Source organism: Paenibacillus sp. FSL M7-0420, from assembly GCF_038002345.1.
Classification (GTDB): Bacteria; Bacillota; Bacilli; order Paenibacillales; family Paenibacillaceae; genus Paenibacillus_AQ.
In genome coordinates this window covers 5,191,689-5,207,228 of sequence record NZ_JBBOCJ010000001.1, presented here as the reverse complement: position 1 = coordinate 5,207,228, position 15,540 = coordinate 5,191,689, and the positions used below count along the sequence as shown (strand labels likewise).

The 15,540-nt window shown below is 48.6% G+C and carries 12 protein-coding genes and 1 pseudogene; 10 read left to right on the top strand and 3 right to left on the bottom strand.

Going from position 1 to position 15,540, the window contains the following annotated elements; all coding sequences use genetic code 11:
* Position 1 precedes the first annotated feature (1 nt).
* The 4 genes from MKX51_RS22135 to MKX51_RS22120 all read left to right on the top strand — a co-directional run bounded on the left by MKX51_RS22135 (position 2) and on the right by MKX51_RS22120 (position 5,039).
* The gene (locus tag MKX51_RS22135) at positions 2 to 886 is read left to right on the top strand and encodes a carbohydrate ABC transporter permease (RefSeq protein WP_340938978.1); all 885 of its coding nucleotides are present in this window, start codon (positions 2 to 4) and stop codon (positions 884 to 886) included.
* A gap of 48 nt (positions 887 to 934) precedes the next feature.
* Positions 935 to 2,524 carry an ABC transporter substrate-binding protein gene (locus MKX51_RS22130; protein WP_340938979.1) on the top strand — a complete coding sequence of 530 codons (1,590 nt, stop codon included), beginning with the start codon at positions 935 to 937 and terminating at the stop codon, positions 2,522 to 2,524.
* A 93-nt stretch (positions 2,525 to 2,617) separates the two neighbouring features.
* On the top strand, positions 2,618 to 4,168 hold the full coding sequence (locus MKX51_RS22125) for a glycoside hydrolase family 32 protein (RefSeq protein WP_340993898.1): 1,551 nt from the start codon (positions 2,618 to 2,620) through the stop codon (positions 4,166 to 4,168).
* Complete coding sequence (locus tag MKX51_RS22120) at positions 4,149 to 5,039, top strand: ROK family protein (protein ID WP_340993897.1); 891 nt, start codon at positions 4,149 to 4,151, stop codon at positions 5,037 to 5,039. The genes MKX51_RS22125 and MKX51_RS22120 overlap by 20 nt, the downstream gene beginning before the upstream one ends.
* A 363-nt stretch (positions 5,040 to 5,402) precedes the next feature.
* Here the strand turns inward: MKX51_RS22120 and MKX51_RS22115 are convergent.
* The 3 genes and pseudogenes from MKX51_RS22115 to MKX51_RS22105 form a co-directional block, all read right to left on the bottom strand.
* Positions 5,403 to 6,251, bottom strand: a pseudogene (locus MKX51_RS22115) (aldo/keto reductase); the annotation flags it as partial.
* A gap of 244 nt (positions 6,252 to 6,495) precedes the next feature.
* The gene (locus MKX51_RS22110; RefSeq protein ID WP_340995679.1) at positions 6,496 to 6,642 is read right to left on the bottom strand and encodes a DUF2642 domain-containing protein; all 147 of its coding nucleotides are present in this window, start codon (positions 6,640 to 6,642) and stop codon (positions 6,496 to 6,498) included.
* 69 nt (positions 6,643 to 6,711) lie between these two features.
* Positions 6,712 to 7,005, bottom strand: coding sequence for a phosphatidylinositol kinase (locus tag MKX51_RS22105; RefSeq protein WP_076154277.1), 294 nt, complete (start codon positions 7,003 to 7,005; stop codon positions 6,712 to 6,714).
* A 365-nt stretch (positions 7,006 to 7,370) separates the two neighbouring features.
* On the opposite strand from MKX51_RS22105, the gene MKX51_RS22100 reads away from it, so the two are divergent.
* The 6 genes from MKX51_RS22100 to MKX51_RS22075 all read left to right on the top strand — a co-directional run bounded on the left by MKX51_RS22100 (position 7,371) and on the right by MKX51_RS22075 (position 15,493).
* A complete protein-coding gene (locus MKX51_RS22100; protein WP_340993896.1) occupies positions 7,371 to 9,338 on the top strand; it encodes an AraC family transcriptional regulator in 1,968 nt (655 codons plus the stop codon).
* A gap of 17 nt (positions 9,339 to 9,355) precedes the next feature.
* Entirely contained in the window at positions 9,356 to 10,381 is a 1,026-nt protein-coding gene (locus MKX51_RS22095) for a FecCD family ABC transporter permease (RefSeq protein WP_340993895.1), read from the top strand.
* A complete protein-coding gene (locus tag MKX51_RS22090) occupies positions 10,378 to 11,391 on the top strand; it encodes a FecCD family ABC transporter permease (protein ID WP_340993894.1) in 1,014 nt (337 codons plus the stop codon). The genes MKX51_RS22095 and MKX51_RS22090 overlap by 4 nt, the downstream gene beginning before the upstream one ends.
* A 9-nt stretch (positions 11,392 to 11,400) precedes the next feature.
* Complete coding sequence (locus tag MKX51_RS22085) at positions 11,401 to 12,258, top strand: ABC transporter ATP-binding protein (RefSeq protein ID WP_340993893.1); 858 nt, start codon at positions 11,401 to 11,403, stop codon at positions 12,256 to 12,258.
* Positions 12,255 to 13,979, top strand: a complete 1,725-nt coding sequence (locus MKX51_RS22080) for an ABC transporter ATP-binding protein (RefSeq protein WP_340993892.1) — start codon at positions 12,255 to 12,257, stop codon at positions 13,977 to 13,979. The genes MKX51_RS22085 and MKX51_RS22080 overlap by 4 nt, the downstream gene beginning before the upstream one ends.
* Positions 13,980 to 14,953: 974 nt before the next feature.
* Positions 14,954 to 15,493: a hypothetical protein gene (locus tag MKX51_RS22075; protein WP_340993891.1), complete on the top strand. Its 540-nt coding sequence runs from the start codon at positions 14,954 to 14,956 to the stop codon at positions 15,491 to 15,493.
* Positions 15,494 to 15,540: the final 47 nt, after the last annotated feature.

Below are 15,540 nucleotides of genomic sequence, written 5' to 3'. Positions count from 1 at the left end.
CATGGACAGTATTAAACCAACTAAGATGGACAAGGTCGTGCTCGGTGTTATCTTCACCCTGCTGGTTCTCCTCGTTGTAGCGATTATTGGTCCGCTGATTTATATGGTCGTGGCTTCGTTCATGGAACCGACGGCACTTCTGAATAAGGGGTTATCCTTCGACTTCTCAGATTATAGCCTTGAGGGATATAGAATGATTTTATCGGATGACAAAATCATTGGTGGATTTCTGAACGCGTTGCTATATTCCTCCGTTTTCACAGTGATAACGGTTTCTGTCTGCGTCTTTGCAGGATATCCATTGGCGCTCGACGACTTCGTCGGAAGAAAAATAATTATGACGCTTTTCATTATCACCATGTTCTTTGGCGGGGGTCTGATCCCGACTTATCTCGTGGTGAAGAGTCTGGGCATGCTTGATACCATCTGGGCGCTCGTGATCCCGGGTGCAGTGAGTGTCTGGAACATTATTCTGGCCCGTACGTTCTTCCGGGGCTTGCCAAAGGAAATGAACGAAGCGGCTAAGATTGACGGTGCCTCAGATTTCACAATCTTCTTTAGCATTATCATTCCGCTCTCCAAGCCTATCGTGTTTGTCCTTGCGTTATATGCTTTCGTTGGTCACTGGAATGATTTCTTTCAATCTCTGATCTACTTGGAGAATCAAGATAAATATCCGCTACAGCTCGTACTTCGGCGTATTCTGATTCTGAACAAGGTTGATCCGAATATTGTCTCTTCAATTAAGGAACAGGCTGAGTTAGCACGATTGTCCGAATTGATGAAGTATGCGGCCATCGTAGTCTCCAGTCTTCCGCTTCTTGTAATGTATCCTTTCTTCCAGAAATACTTCGAAAAAGGTGTCATGGTCGGTTCCCTCAAGTAGAGAGCCTACAGTTATATAAATGAAGACATTTAAAAGGGGAGAATTAGTATGAAACATTTTAAGAAAACAGTATCCATTATTTCCCTGGGGGCTGTTATGGCAATTACGGGATGCAGCAGCGATAAAGAAGGCGACAAAGAAAAGGGGAATTCCGGTGATCAAACCCTAACCTTCATGACGCCGAACTCGCCGCTTGCTCCTCAAGACCCGAATGAGAAGCTGATCTTCAAACGCCTGGAAGAAAAGACCGGCATTCATATCGACTGGAAAGTCTATTCGGAAGATGTGTACGTCGAGAAGCGGAATCTCGCTTTGGCCACAGGTGAGCTTCCGGATGCGCTTTTCAACGCCGGCCTCAGTGATTTCGATTTGTTGAAATTGGCCAATGACGGCACAATCATTCCTGTCGAGGAATACATTACGCCTGAGAAAATGCCGAACCTCAGTAAGGTGCTGGAACAGGCACCCCAATACAAAGGTATGATGACTTCACCGGACGGGCACATCCTCGCATTCCCTTGGATTGAGGAGCTTGGTGAAGGCAAGGAGAGTATTCACTCTGTCAACAATATTCCATGGATTAACAAGGCATGGCTGGATAAGCTTGGCCTGCAAATGCCAAAGACGACGGAGGAACTGAAACAAGTGTTGATCGCGTTCAAAACGAAGGATCCGAATGGCAATGGCAAAGCCGACGAGATTCCGGTTTCTTTTATTAATGATGACGGGGCCAACGAGGATTTAAGTTTCCTTCTCGGTTCCTTCGGAGCTGGCTTTAACGGGGATCTAACGCTGGTCGACAATGACGGCAAGGTGAACAATGCCGTATTGGCGCCGGGCTATAAGGAAGGCATGAAGTACTTTCAGGAGCTGTACGCAGCGGGTCTGATCGATCCGGAATTCATTACCCAAGACTGGAACAAATTTATAGCCAAAGCAAAAGATGATCGCTACGGCTTGTACTTCACCTGGGACAAGGCGAATGTGAGCGGCATGGACAGTCCGTTTGAACCGATGCCGGCACTGGAAGGGCCGAACGGCTGGAAGAATGTAGCCCGTGCGAACGGTATGGGATTTGACCGCGGCAGAATGGTGATCACAGCCGATAACAAGAACATCGAAGCGACGATTAAATGGATAGACGCAATGTATGATCCGTCCCAGTCTGTACAGAACAATTGGGGAACTTATGGCGACGAAACGCAACAGAATATTTTTGAAATGGACGAAGCTACTAAAATGCTGAAGCACTTGCCGCTGAACGGTGCTTCACCGAACGAGCTGCGCGTCAAAACGAGCGCTGGCGGACCGTTAGCTATTCTCGATTCCTATTACGGTAAGGTAACGACGATGCCGGACGATGCGGCCTATCGCATTGATATTTTGAAGAAGATCTATGTGCCGGATATGAAAGCTGAGCATATATATCCGAGAGTGTTTTTCTCCAAAGAGGAATCAGAGCGCCTGACCCAAACCGAAGCCGACCTGTGGCCATATATTCTGAAGAAGCGTACGGAATGGATGCAAGGCGCGAACGTGGACAAAGAGTGGGACGCATTCATCAAAGAGCTTGATCGTCTTGGCATGCAGGATTGGCTGAAAATCAAACAAACAGGTTACGACAGAGCGGGGAAATAGCCAGTTACATTATAATGCATACCGTCGGAGTGTGAGTTCATGCTATAGCAGGCCATGCTCCGACTATTATTATTCTGGAGGAGTGGGAGAAACATGAATTATACAGAGAAGTTCCGTCCGCAGTATCATTATTCGCCACAACAAAACTGGATGAACGATCCGAACGGAATGGTGTATTACGAGAATGAGTACCACCTCTTTTATCAGCACACGCCGTTCGCAAGCCAACCCGATTTCGGAAGAATGCATTGGGGGCACGCGGTAAGCACCGATCTGGTCCATTGGGAGGAGCTTGAAGCATCCTTGCCGCCAGGTGAGGACGGTGCGATTTTCTCTGGAAGCGCGGTAGTCGATACACAAAACACTAGTGGTTTTTTTGATGAGTACGGGTCAGGGCTTGTGGCGATCTATACGAATAACGACAACAAGGTGCAGCCAGGTAAGCCGCAGGTTCAAAGCATCGCCTACAGCAGAGACAAGGGACGGACTTGGACAAAATATGAAGGAAACCCGGTATTGTTTCCGGAGACGACGCTTGATTTCCGCGATCCGAAGGTATTCTGGCATGAGGATACATCTAGTTGGATTATGACTCTGGCTGTTCAAGACCGTGTGGAGTTCTACACTTCTCCGAATTTGAAGGAATGGGCATTTGCTAGTGCATTTGGCGCTGACGTCATCGGAACACATCGCGGCGTTTATGAATGTCCGGATCTATTCTCGATTCATGTCGATGGTGATCCCAATCAGAAGAAGTGGGTGCTCATTCTAAGTGTGGGCGATTGTAATGGAGTGAACCCGAACGAACCTGAACCACCGGCAGGCGGCTCCGGTATGATGTACTTCGTCGGCAGCTTCGATGGTAAGACATTTACACCTGACGAGCCTATTCTTTCGGTTCATGATGTGAAATGGATTGATTTCGGGTCCGATTTCTATGCAGCCGTCACCTGGAGCGATATACCGGAAGGAGACGGCCGTAAGCTCTGGATCGGCTGGATGAACAACTGGCGGTATGCCGGGACGCTTCCGACTGACAAGTGGCGGGGAAATGCATCCATTCCACGGGAGTTGAAGTTGAGAACCTATCGGGAAGGCCTTCGTCTGGTGCAAGAACCGGTAGAAGAATTGAGAAGGATAGGTTCACCGCTTATGGCTCTGGAGAATGTAACCTTGGTTCCGGATATGAATCCGCTGGCGGACATCACCACTGATAGAGCGGAATTGACCGCGGAATTCGAAATTGGAACCGCAACGGAGTTCGGAATGAAGGTTAGAAAGTCTGCAGATGAAGAAACGGTGGTGGGGTACGATACCCTCAAGATGGAGTTGTTTGTCGATCGCACGAATTCAGGCACTACGAATTTCCATCCGGACTTCGCAGCTAAGCACCAGGCACCGCTGACGCCTGTGAATAACCGTGTACGCATGTCCATCTTCATGGATTGGTCTTCGATTGAAGTGTTCGGTGGTGAGGGTCTAGCGGTCATCTCGGACATGATTTTCCCCGCTTCCGAGAGCAACGGACTTGAGCTCTACGCGGTTGGCGGAGACGTAAAGCTGATGTCGCTCCAAATCAATGAGCTGGGAAGCATATGGAGAGATGAGGTCAAGGAGGAAGCTCATGCGTATCGGGGCAATTGAAGCAGGCGGAACAAAGTTTGTCTGCGGTGTCGGGAACGAAGAAGGGGAGATTGAGGATCGGATTCACTTTCCGACCCGTCGACCCGAAGAGACGATGGAGAATGTCATCGCCTACTTCCGGGAGAAGAGAGTCGATAGCATAGGGATTGGATCATTTGGTCCGATTGACCTCGAACTCTCCAGTCCGACTTACGGTTATGTGACGACAACGCCAAAACCTGGCTGGTCCGGATATAATTTCTTGGGTACGCTAAAATCGGTCTTCGATGTTCCGGTTGGTTGGGATACGGACGTCAATGCTGCCGCGTTGGGCGAAGCCACATGGGGTGCAGCACAAGGATTGGATAGCTGCGTCTACTATACGATCGGGACTGGCGTAGGAGTCGGCGTCTATACCGAGGGTAACCTGGTACATGGACTTGTTCATCCAGAAGGTGGACATATCCTCACAAGGCGGCATCCGAACGATGACTTTGGTGGCAATTGTCCCTATCATGGCGATTGTCTGGAAGGTATGGCCGCCGGCCCGGCGCTAGAAGCAAGATGGAAGGCTAAGGGCGATACCCTGCCGGAAGACCACCCGGCATGGGAGATGGAGGCATTCTACATCGCGCAGGCCATATCGAATGTCATCCTGACGTTATCCCCTAAGAAAGTCATTCTCGGCGGGGGCGTGATGAAACAAATCCACTTATTCCCGATGATCCGGGAGCAAGTAGGCAGCCTTCTAAATGGATACGTGAGTGCCAAGCCGATTGTATCGGATATGGGACATTATATTGTAGCACCTATGCTCGGCGATAATGCTGGCTTGTGCGGGGCATTAGCACTGGGAGTACAAGCATTCGATTCACGCTCAAAGGTAAGGTAGTGGTTGAATGATGTTAGAATAAGTGCATAAAAAGCTGCCGGATTGGCGGCTTTTTATGTATTTAGATGGTTGAAGCTGAAGCATTAGGAAGCTGTCCTGCTTTCAGTGGGGAACATTGGCTCGAAAAAGAGCTGGAATCAGGAAGAATAGGTTATGTTGCTAATACAAGAGCTAAATATTCATTAGTTTGGGCAGTTCCAAAATTAAAAACAGAAGAACAAGCCTAAATTGAATCTTTTGGTTTTAAAAGAATTGCGGTTTTAGATATGTAATTATATAGTTCACTAAATATTGAGAGAGTGAAATTGTTACATTGGTCCAATAGGCCCATGCAACCTGCATGGGCCTATTACTCTATTCAATTCACTTCCCCCCACCCGGAATTGCAACCTCATGCCCAACGGTTGCCGCCATGCGGGCTATCGACTTCGGGTCGGAATTTCTAACATTTACGTCGATGCGAGGGGTGTATGCAGCTTCCAGTCTTTCTGCTTCTTCGTCGGATAGCTTGATCGAGAGGGCTTTGATCGCATCGTCAATATGACTGGTTTTGAGCGCTCCCACGATGGGCGCGGCAACGACGGGGTTGCGGTACAGCCAGGCGAGTGAGATTTCGGCGCGGCTAACTCCGCGTTCCTTTGCAACGTGACCGATGGCTTCCACAATCTTTTGGTCGGCTGCTGCAGTTGCCTGATAGTATTGGGCAGCACCGGTTTCGGTCTCGGAGCGGGGCGTTTGTGTACCCCAAGGCCGGGCAAGGACGCCCCGCGACAGCGGACTGAAGACCATCGTCTGAATCCCTTCGTCGGCACAGAGCGGGATCATCTCGTTCTCTTCCTCGCGGGCGATCAGGTTGTAGTTGTGTTGCATGGAGATGAAGCGGGCCCAACCGTGCTCTTTCTGGAGATGCAGGGCCTTTGCGAACTGCCAAGTTCTCATGGTGGAGGCGCCCAAATAGCGTACTTTGCCCATTTTTACGAGATCATGGAGGGCTTCAAGCGTCTCTTCCCACGGGGTAAAAGGGTCAGCGCGATGAATCTGGTACAGGTCGATATAATCCGTTCCAAGACGTCGCAAGCTGTGGTCAATTTCGGTCATAATCGCTTTGCGAGAGAGCCCGAATGAGTTAGGTCCTGAACGCATGGGAGCACCCAGTTTGGTGGCAATGACGACGTTCTCCCGTGTAGCGAAATCCTTGAACGCTCTGCCGAGGCTCTCTTCGCTGGCCTATGGAACGACGGAACGCTCATCTTCGCAAGTTGTGTCAAATCCTCAATGCGGAATGAATCCTGATAATGATTCAGAATGTGCTCGATTGCGTTTTTAATATGAACGCTTGGACTCCCCTCCGTTACAATTTGTCGTAAGGAGTCACCGTGTTCACCGTGCAGCACCTTGTATAGAATTTCTTTGGCAAATCAAAAAAAGAGCTACTGTCGTAGCTCCCTCACAAAATCTATTCTGGCATGATCCAGACAATCTCGCAGATTCGTACGAAAAACTTCCGGCCCCTGGTATGCAATACAACGTGGTCTGGCTTAACTTCCACTAAGCAGCCGCTAATCCCTCCGCGAGTGGTTTCGAGCACTACCTGGTTATACATCATCCTATGCTAATGCCCACATAAAGAACTGGGCGGATGCCCATGCAATAACGAATTCCCTAATCATTATTAAATGAAAAATGGAAGCAAGTATAAAGCTGTAATGGCACCAAAGGGAATCGGTCTTGGATAAAAGCGGCGGCGCGGGTAGAATCCCGGATAGTATCCGAATTGTCTGTAGGCTGTTGCGTTAGCAGGCATTCCGTTCATCTGGCCCATCATTTCATTTGTGGGAATGGCAAGTATAACGTTGTTCTGATCGATTTGAGCAATAAACCCGTCGTGAGACTGACCGTCCGTTGTCGTAATACCGACATACTTATTCATACAATTCCAGGCAACTTGTTGATAATTCGTTTCCATAAGTAACCTCCTCAAATAATATCTCGTCAACAGTCTATGGACTATAACCCATATCCAACACGGCATATGCCCATAGCACACAAAATTCATAATGAAATAAGCCCTTTGTAACGAGGGATAAACGATGAGTATGGATATAGGGGAAACGAATATTAACGGTCTGAATGATTGGAGGAAATGGTTGAGGGTGAACTTAAACTGCCATATTTGAAAATCGAGGATAGCGTGCTAAGGGTTCTACGATTTTGATGATATCGAGCCTAACCCTTCCTACAAAACAACCCAAGTTTACTTAATGATGATATACTTACCTCATGAAATATGATATTGATAATCAATATCAATTGATGAGGGAGCGCGGATAGATGCAAGAGAAATCAGAAGCAAGCCATGCCTATACACCGGAGATGATCGACATGATGGCCCGCATCTGGGCACGTTCAATCATTACATTGATAGATGTACGCTTACATCATGTAGCGCCCCAATATCCATTGGAGCAATATAAAATGCCTAGCAGCATGCTTATCTATGTATGTGGAGGGGAAGCGCAAATTCAACTGAATGAGACCACATTTGGGATGGAACGCTTCGGTTTGGTTCACGGCGGCAAGGGGAGCCTGCTTAGTATTTCGTCTACAGGGGAGAAGGTGAAGACCTTCATGGTGTTGTATAAAGCTGAATCCCCTCTCTTCTCCAGGAGGTACCTGCAGCAACTACTGGAGCAAGTCAATCCATTTGTTCAACAGTTTGGTTATACACCAAGTAATCCTATCTTGCTGCTCGACTGGTTTCAACAGATGATGAATGACTGGAACCGCGGCAAGGCGATGGATCAGCTACAGGCCAAAGCTTATCTATATCAATTGATTCATAGGGTGTTCAGAGATTTAGAGGGTGGCGAGATTCGCTATCTCCAGCCCAATCCAGCCTGTTCTGCGAAGGTATATCTCGATAAGCATTACAGGGAGCCGATTATGTTCCAGGATATTGCCGCTATGTTTGGGATCAGTGGCGGGCAATTAACGCGGTTGTTCAAAAAGAAGGAAGGGATGAGCTTACAGGAGTATCTCATTCAGAGAAGGATTGAAGCTGCCTGTCATGACTTGAAGTATACAGAGGCAACCATTAAAGAGATAGCAACAGGATCTGGATTTGCTGATGAGAAGAACTTGTTTCGGATGTTTAAGAAGTATTACAAGATGACGCCGAGTGATTATCGGAAAATAAACGCACTACCTATGCAGGTTGATGGTATTGATAATGATTCTCATCTTCAATACAATGAGAGGGAACTGGCGAGTCTAGTCAAGTCTTATAGAGATGGGGAATCAAGCATGTTTGGACAAGTACGAAGTAAAGAAATGATCTTTGTGGCGGCGATGAGCCTGATGCTGCTGCTGACGGCATGTACGTCGGGGACGCCAGCGAATAATAGGGGAACGGTGAATCCGCCTGCGGAGACCGGGCAGACGACACAACCGGAAGTACAGGAGACGAAAGCTTCAGAAGCAGTCTCGCAGACCAGAAAGATATCTACAGTAAAGGGTGATGTTGAGGTGCCGGGCAACCCTCAGCGTGTTGTAGTCGATTATCTGGTTGGTGATGTGGTAGCTTTGGGTGTAACTCCTCTAGGTGTGGCGAGAGCGACAAAGGGCGAGACAGAGGCGGTCTATTCTAACGAGATTAAAGATTCAGTTAACATAAAAATGGAGCCGGAAGATGTCATGACGCTTGAGCCTGATCTGATCATATTAGCATGGGGCGAAGAGAATTATGAGGATTTATCCAAAATTGCCCCGACCATTTATGTCCCTTATGGTGATATGACCACAGAGGAGCGTATCCATTTCATTGGCGATGTTCTGAATAAGCCGAAAGAGGCTGAGGCTGTTTTGGATGCTTATGCTAACAAAATCGAAGAAGCGAAGCTATCCCTTAAGAATGCCGGCCTTGCAGACGTGACGATTACTATGGGAGAATTCGGTGATAAAACGAACTCCATCGCTGGAGCCAAGCATGCGGTTGGCGAGCTTATGTATAATCAGCTTCAAATGAAGGCACCGTCAAAAGTTCAATCTGATATTATTGACGCGGATAAATATTGGGGACAGATCTCTATGGAGGTCTTGCCCGCTTACATGGGGGATTATTTGATCGCCTTAGGAGATACGGAAGTTCCTGCTGATCATGCGGTTTGGAAATCACTACCCGCTGTGCAACATAACCGGATCGTAACGGTGGGTTCATCGCTATCTTGGTCCACGGATATAATGACTTCCAGTGCATTGATTGATCATATTATCAATCAATTGCTGGCATTAGCTAAATAAGGGGACCTGGAAATACGATGAAAAACAAGCCTGAACAAAATCGCCGTGGGGCGGTGAACTTCACCATCTACATGGTGGTAGGGCTTGGATTAACGGTTCTCATGTCAGCGGCGTCGATTAGCTTTGGTGCCGCTGATATGAGGTTAGCGACTGCATGGGAGGCTATTTTCCGGTTTGATCCAACGCTCACTGAACATCAAATTATTCAAACCCTACGTCTTCCGCGTACTGTAGCCGATCTGATCGTCGGATGTAGCCTTGCGGTTTGTGGTGCGATCATGCAGGGGACAACGCGCAATCCGCTGGCCGACTCCGGGCTGATGGGGATCAGCTCCGGGGCAGCATTCGCGATTGCGCTATGCCTGGCGTTTCTACCGGGTTATTCGTATGGGCAAATGATGCTGTTTGCATGTCTGGGAGCAGCGCTCGCGACCGGGATCACTTACTTCATTGCGTCACTGGGCAAGCGCGGAATGACGCCTCAGCGGCTGGTACTGGCAGGGCTGTCCATCTCCATGCTGTTTGGCGCACTCAGTCAGTATTTGGCGATCAATTACAACCTGGGCCGGGCATTGGCATTCTGGACGGCAGGCAGTACAGCGGGGGCCAAGTGGGGGGAACTACTGATTATCTCCCCCTTATTTGTTGGTGGTATACTGCTGGCGCTGGCGCTGGCTCCTTCCGTTACACTGCTCAGTCTGGGAGAGGATGTGGCAAGTGGACTCGGTATCCGTAGCGGACTGGTCAAGGGGCTATCGACGATTATCGTGCTCGTGCTGACTGGATTGGCTGTTGTCGTGGTTGGCCCAATCGGTTTTGTGGGTCTGATTACCCCGCATATTGTGCGATATATGGTCGGTGTCGACTATCGGTACATTATTCCGGCGGCTGCGCTATATGGCGCGTTGCTGACCGTATCGGCCGATCTGGCTGGCCGTTTGATTAATAGGCCGTTCGAAACACCGATTGGCATTATTTTTTCCATCATTGGTGTGCCGTACTTTCTCTTCCTCGCCCGCAGGCAAAGGAGGGAATTCGAATGATCAAGCAGCGTTATACGGTGCAACGGGGTATCCTCATCAATGTAGTGCTTGTGCTGCTCATCCTTATGTTTGCTGTCATTAGCATGAATTCCGGCAAGATGAATCTTTCACCGCTGGAAGTGCTGAACGTTCTCCTGGGTAACGGTACCGGCAAGCACAATCTGATCCTGTTCGATTTTCGAATGCCACGAATCGTACTGTCGATCTTGGTAGGTCTGGGAATGGGAGCGGGTGGGGTCGTGATGCAGAGTTTGCTGCGCAACGACATGGCTAGTCCGGGGACACTGGGGATTAGTTCAGGATCAGGTTTGTTTGTCCTGTTCTTCGTAGTATTCATCGCATCGACAGGAAAAAGTTCCTTCATTGCCCTGCCGCTGCTGGCCTTTGTTGGCGGCCTGCTGGCGGCGGGATTGATCTTCTTATTATCTTATCACCGCGGGCGAAACCTCTCGCCAATCGGTCTGATCTTAACCGGGGTCGCGCTCGGAAGCGGGTATGGGGCGCTGACCACCTTCCTGACACTCAAGCTGGATGATTCGCAGATGGACTTCATGCTGAATTGGCTGGCGGGAAGCTTGTGGGGCGCTGATTGGCGCTATATTTCCGTACTGGCACCATGGGTCTTGATTTTAATCGGCTATATTTTCTACAAGTCCCGGATGCTGAACACCCTCCATCTGGGCTATCAGACGGCAGAAGGGCTGGGTCTTTCTGTGAAGCGGCAGTTTTTGGGGTTGTCGATCGCTGCTGTTGCTTTATCCTCTGGCGCTGTGGCTGTTGGCGGAAGCTTCTTCTTCGTTGGCTTGATCGCTCCGCATATGGCAAGAAAACTGGTCGGGCCCGATCACAAATTGCTCATTCCGGCTGCCAGCCTGACCGGCGGATTAGTCGTGGTGCTGGCAGACACGATTACGCGCACGGTTAACCTGGGGGGAGATGTGCCGACGGGAATCGTCATTACGGTCATCAGTGTTCCGTACTTTCTTTATTTACTAGCGAAGGCCAATTAGGAGGACGTCATGGAAAGTATTACAGCAGAGCAAATTGATATTGCCTATAATGACACGCTTATCGTCAAAGAACTGGATTTGCAGATTCCGCGTGGACAGATCACCTCGATTATTGGTCCCAATGGATGCGGCAAATCAACTGTACTCAAGGCAGTCGGCCGGCTGCTCAAGACGAATAATGGTACGGTCTATCTGAATGGTGCCGATATCCGCACACTGTCCACCAAGGAAGTCGCCAAGCAGATGGCGATTCTGCCGCAGACGCCAACCGCACCGAGCGGTTTGACGGTCGGCCAGTTAGTCGCCTATGGACGTTTTCCTCATCAACGGGGTTTCGGCAAGCTCTCCAAAGAGGATAAGCAAGTAGTAGCCTGGGCCTTAGCGGTTACCCAGCTTACAGCGTTCGAGCATCGTGAGGTGGATACGCTCTCTGGCGGTCAGCGTCAGCGCGTATGGATTGCGATGGCGCTCACCCAGCAGACCGATCTGATCCTGCTGGATGAACCCACCACCTATCTGGACCTGGCGCATCAGCTCGAAGTACTGGAACTGCTCTATGACCTGAATCGCAGTCAGCACGTGACGATTGTGATGGTACTGCATGACCTGAATCTGGCAGCACGCTTCTCCGACTATATGGTGGCGATTCGTGAGGGCCAGGTGGTGGAGCATGGCTCGCCAGAGCGTGTAATGACGGTACAGACGCTGCGTGAGGTGTTTGCCATTGATGCCGAGATTATGCTGGAACCACGAACAGGGCGGCCGGTGTATGTGACGTACGAGCTATTGCGTGATAAGCGTAGAGACCAAGAAGTAGATCAAGGATTCCCAGAGGCTAAGGGGCAGAAGGAGGCGATTGCCACATGACAACCGCATGGCGTGTCCTGCTGGGCGCACGGAAATACTGGTTGCAGTTAGGGATTGGATTTGCCGGTGTCGTAATGGCCACAATGGCCGGGTTTTATCTGCCCTGGGCGCTTCGGTCGTTGACCCAATTGGCTACCGAAGGCAGCAGCCAGTTTGCCGCGGAAGCGCTGAAGATTGGTTTGTTGCTGCTTGGAGCCACCTGTCTGCAAGCCATCGGAACATCACTGGCCGGCTATATGAACCATTATGCGGCACTTCATTATGTAGCAGATTTAAGAACAAGATTGTATAGCAAATATCAGCAGATGAGCTTGCGCTATTTCCACCGAAGCCGGACGGGTGACTTGACCGGGCGCGTTGTGAATGATGCGATGGAAGCTGAAATTTTCATTGCCCATGCTATTCCTGACTTTATCATCAACGCATTGACCTTTATCGGAGTAGGCATTCTTCTCTTGACGATTAATGTGAAGCTGGCACTGATCAGTCTGATTACGATTCCGTTGCTGCTTGCGATTACGATATGGCAGAGCAAGCATTTGTCGCCGCTGTGGGGAGAGAATTCCAAAACGCGGGGAGAAATCTCCGGCAAGGTGCAGGAGAACTTGGCGGGCATGAAGGAAATCCAAATTTTTAATCGGCAGGAGGAGGAGCAGGGCAACGTATCTCGTCTGGCTATGAAACATACGAAGACCTATTTGCGCGCCAGTCTGTTCTATGAAACGTCTGTGCCGTTGTTAGCCTTTGTCACTGCGCTGGGTACTGTGTTTGTCGTGATTCTAGGCGGCAGATTAATGGCAACAGGCGAGGTCAGCATTGCTGATATCATCGGATTCATCGCCTACCTGGGTATGTTCTATCAGCCGGTAAAGTCCTTCTCCAATCTGGTGGAGATGACCGGGCGAGCCGCCGCAGGTCTTAAACGGGTATACGAGGTGCTGGAAGAAGAGGAGGATATACAGGAGAAGCGAGACGCAGTCAGCTTACCGCGTGTACAAGGACAGATATCTTTTCAAGATGTCACCTTCGTATATCAGGAGGGTGCGCCTGTACTAGAACGGCTGAACCTGACTATTGATCCCGGAAAGACGGTCGCGCTTGTAGGTACAACCGGTGTAGGAAAGACGACATTGGCCAGTCTCGTTAACCGATTCTACGACCCTCAGGCCGGTTCGATTCGAGTGGATGGTATTGATATTCGGGATGTGACGCTCTCCAGCCTGCGTGACAATATCTCGATGGTGCTGCAGGACACCTTCCTGTTTGACGGCTCCGTGTATGACAATATCGCTTATGGATGGGCGGATGCAACCGGGAAAGATGTGATGGCCGCAGCGAAAGCGGCGAAAGCGCATGATTTCATAGCACAGATGGAGCAAGGCTACGATACGGTGATTGGTGAACGCGGTGTACGGCTGTCAGGAGGGCAGAAACAGCGGATTTCGATAGCACGGGCGATTCTGCGTAATGCGCCAATCCTCATTCTGGATGAAGCGACTTCGGCGCTGGATACCAAGACCGAGCAAGAGATCCAGCAGGCGCTGGACGAAATATCGAAGGATCGCACAACACTGGTGATTGCCCATCGGCTATCCACGGTCCGTCATGCCGACCAGATCGTCGTGCTGGAGGGCACAGAGATAGCCGAGACGGGTACGCATGAGGAACTGCTGCGTAGCGGCGGCATTTATGCACGATTGTATGCGACGCAAGCCTCTTGAATGTGAGAGGCGTTACGCCGATCCGTTGCAAGCAGTTGCTTCGTCAATGGTAGGAGCGTGGCTTAATACAACATATAAACCCGCAAATAACCTTGCTTTTACAACATAGGCAGAAGCCCGTCAACCTTAACTGGTCGGCGGGCTATTGGTTAAAGTCTTATGACACTGGCCTCGTCGTTCGGCAGAGAATGATTTAAGCCTTGGCAGAAATCCTTCATACCAAATGCAAAAGTGTCTTGAAAAGTTACATAGCGCATAGAAAGTCCTGGAGAGCGATATAAACTTCATAGTTGCGGCGATGTCACAAACACGAGTATTTGTCTGGTACCAATATAACGATTACCCTGAAGAGTAAATCCATGATTATGGCGGAATAGTAGAAGGGGTATCATTCAGGTATGGTTAAGATGGCCGGAAATTGCATTAGCGAGATCAATTTGAATTTTTAACGTACATAAAACGGTAAATTTTTAACTATATATGGAAAGTATTTTTATCTTATACCAACAATTATTATTTATGGAATAAAGTTGGGTTATCCTAATAACGAAAGGTGTGATTTTGTGAAAAAGAGATTCGCAGGTATAATGCGTTGTCTCTAATTTTTACTATCGCTCCCGTTGCTTCCGCTGCACAAGTAGCTGATGTTATTGATTATACTAGAATTCTTCAAACGAACCAATCACTTGGAGGGGGCTGGGAAGATCTTCAGGCTGGATTCCCCGATGTTTACTATAAAACAATTACCTATACTAATTGGTAAACTAACACACCTTTAGCTCCTACATATTCTGAAAAATGGGGCAGCTTTCTTGGGGGTTACTTCCGCTACAAATACGTTTACTACAAGACGACCATCTATTAATATAGAAGGTTTTTAAATCAATTCATCCCGTCAACTTTACTGGTTGGCGGGCTTTTTTCTTTTTTCTGTCCATGGTAAACTTTAGGGAAATTATCATGGGGGAATGGACATGCGTAAGAAGATTTTAGTATTGTTTTTTTTGGTTTTGCTGACTGCGTGCGGCTCTTCAAAAAGTGGGCTGACCACAGGTGATTTAGCAATAATGAGAGTAAACGATGAAAAGCAAATTGTAAGCTACGGTATGAGTCGTACAGCAGCAGAAAAGGTGATTGGGGAAGGGGAAAAAGTCGGCAAAAATAGATTCAGTTATAATGATGGCATAAGAATTATGTACCGAGATGAAAAAGTAGTGGGTATTGGAATAGGTGAGGATTCAAAGAATGTTTACATAACGAATAAAGAACTAAAAATAGGAATGCTGAGAGATGAGATTAAGGAAAAATACGGAAATCAAAACTTTGGGGAAAATGAATCGAATTTAGACTATGCATATGACTCAGTAAATGGGAAATTTTTAAATAAAGATGAATGGTTGAAAAATGATTATGATGGCACCAAAGTTTACTTAATATCAGCAATGTTTGATGATAATGGGTATGCATATAGCATCATACTTACCGATAAACAAATGGCTACGATTCTGCAATAATCACCATTGTGCTTAGCCCCGCTATCTCTGGCGGGGCTTTTTTATAA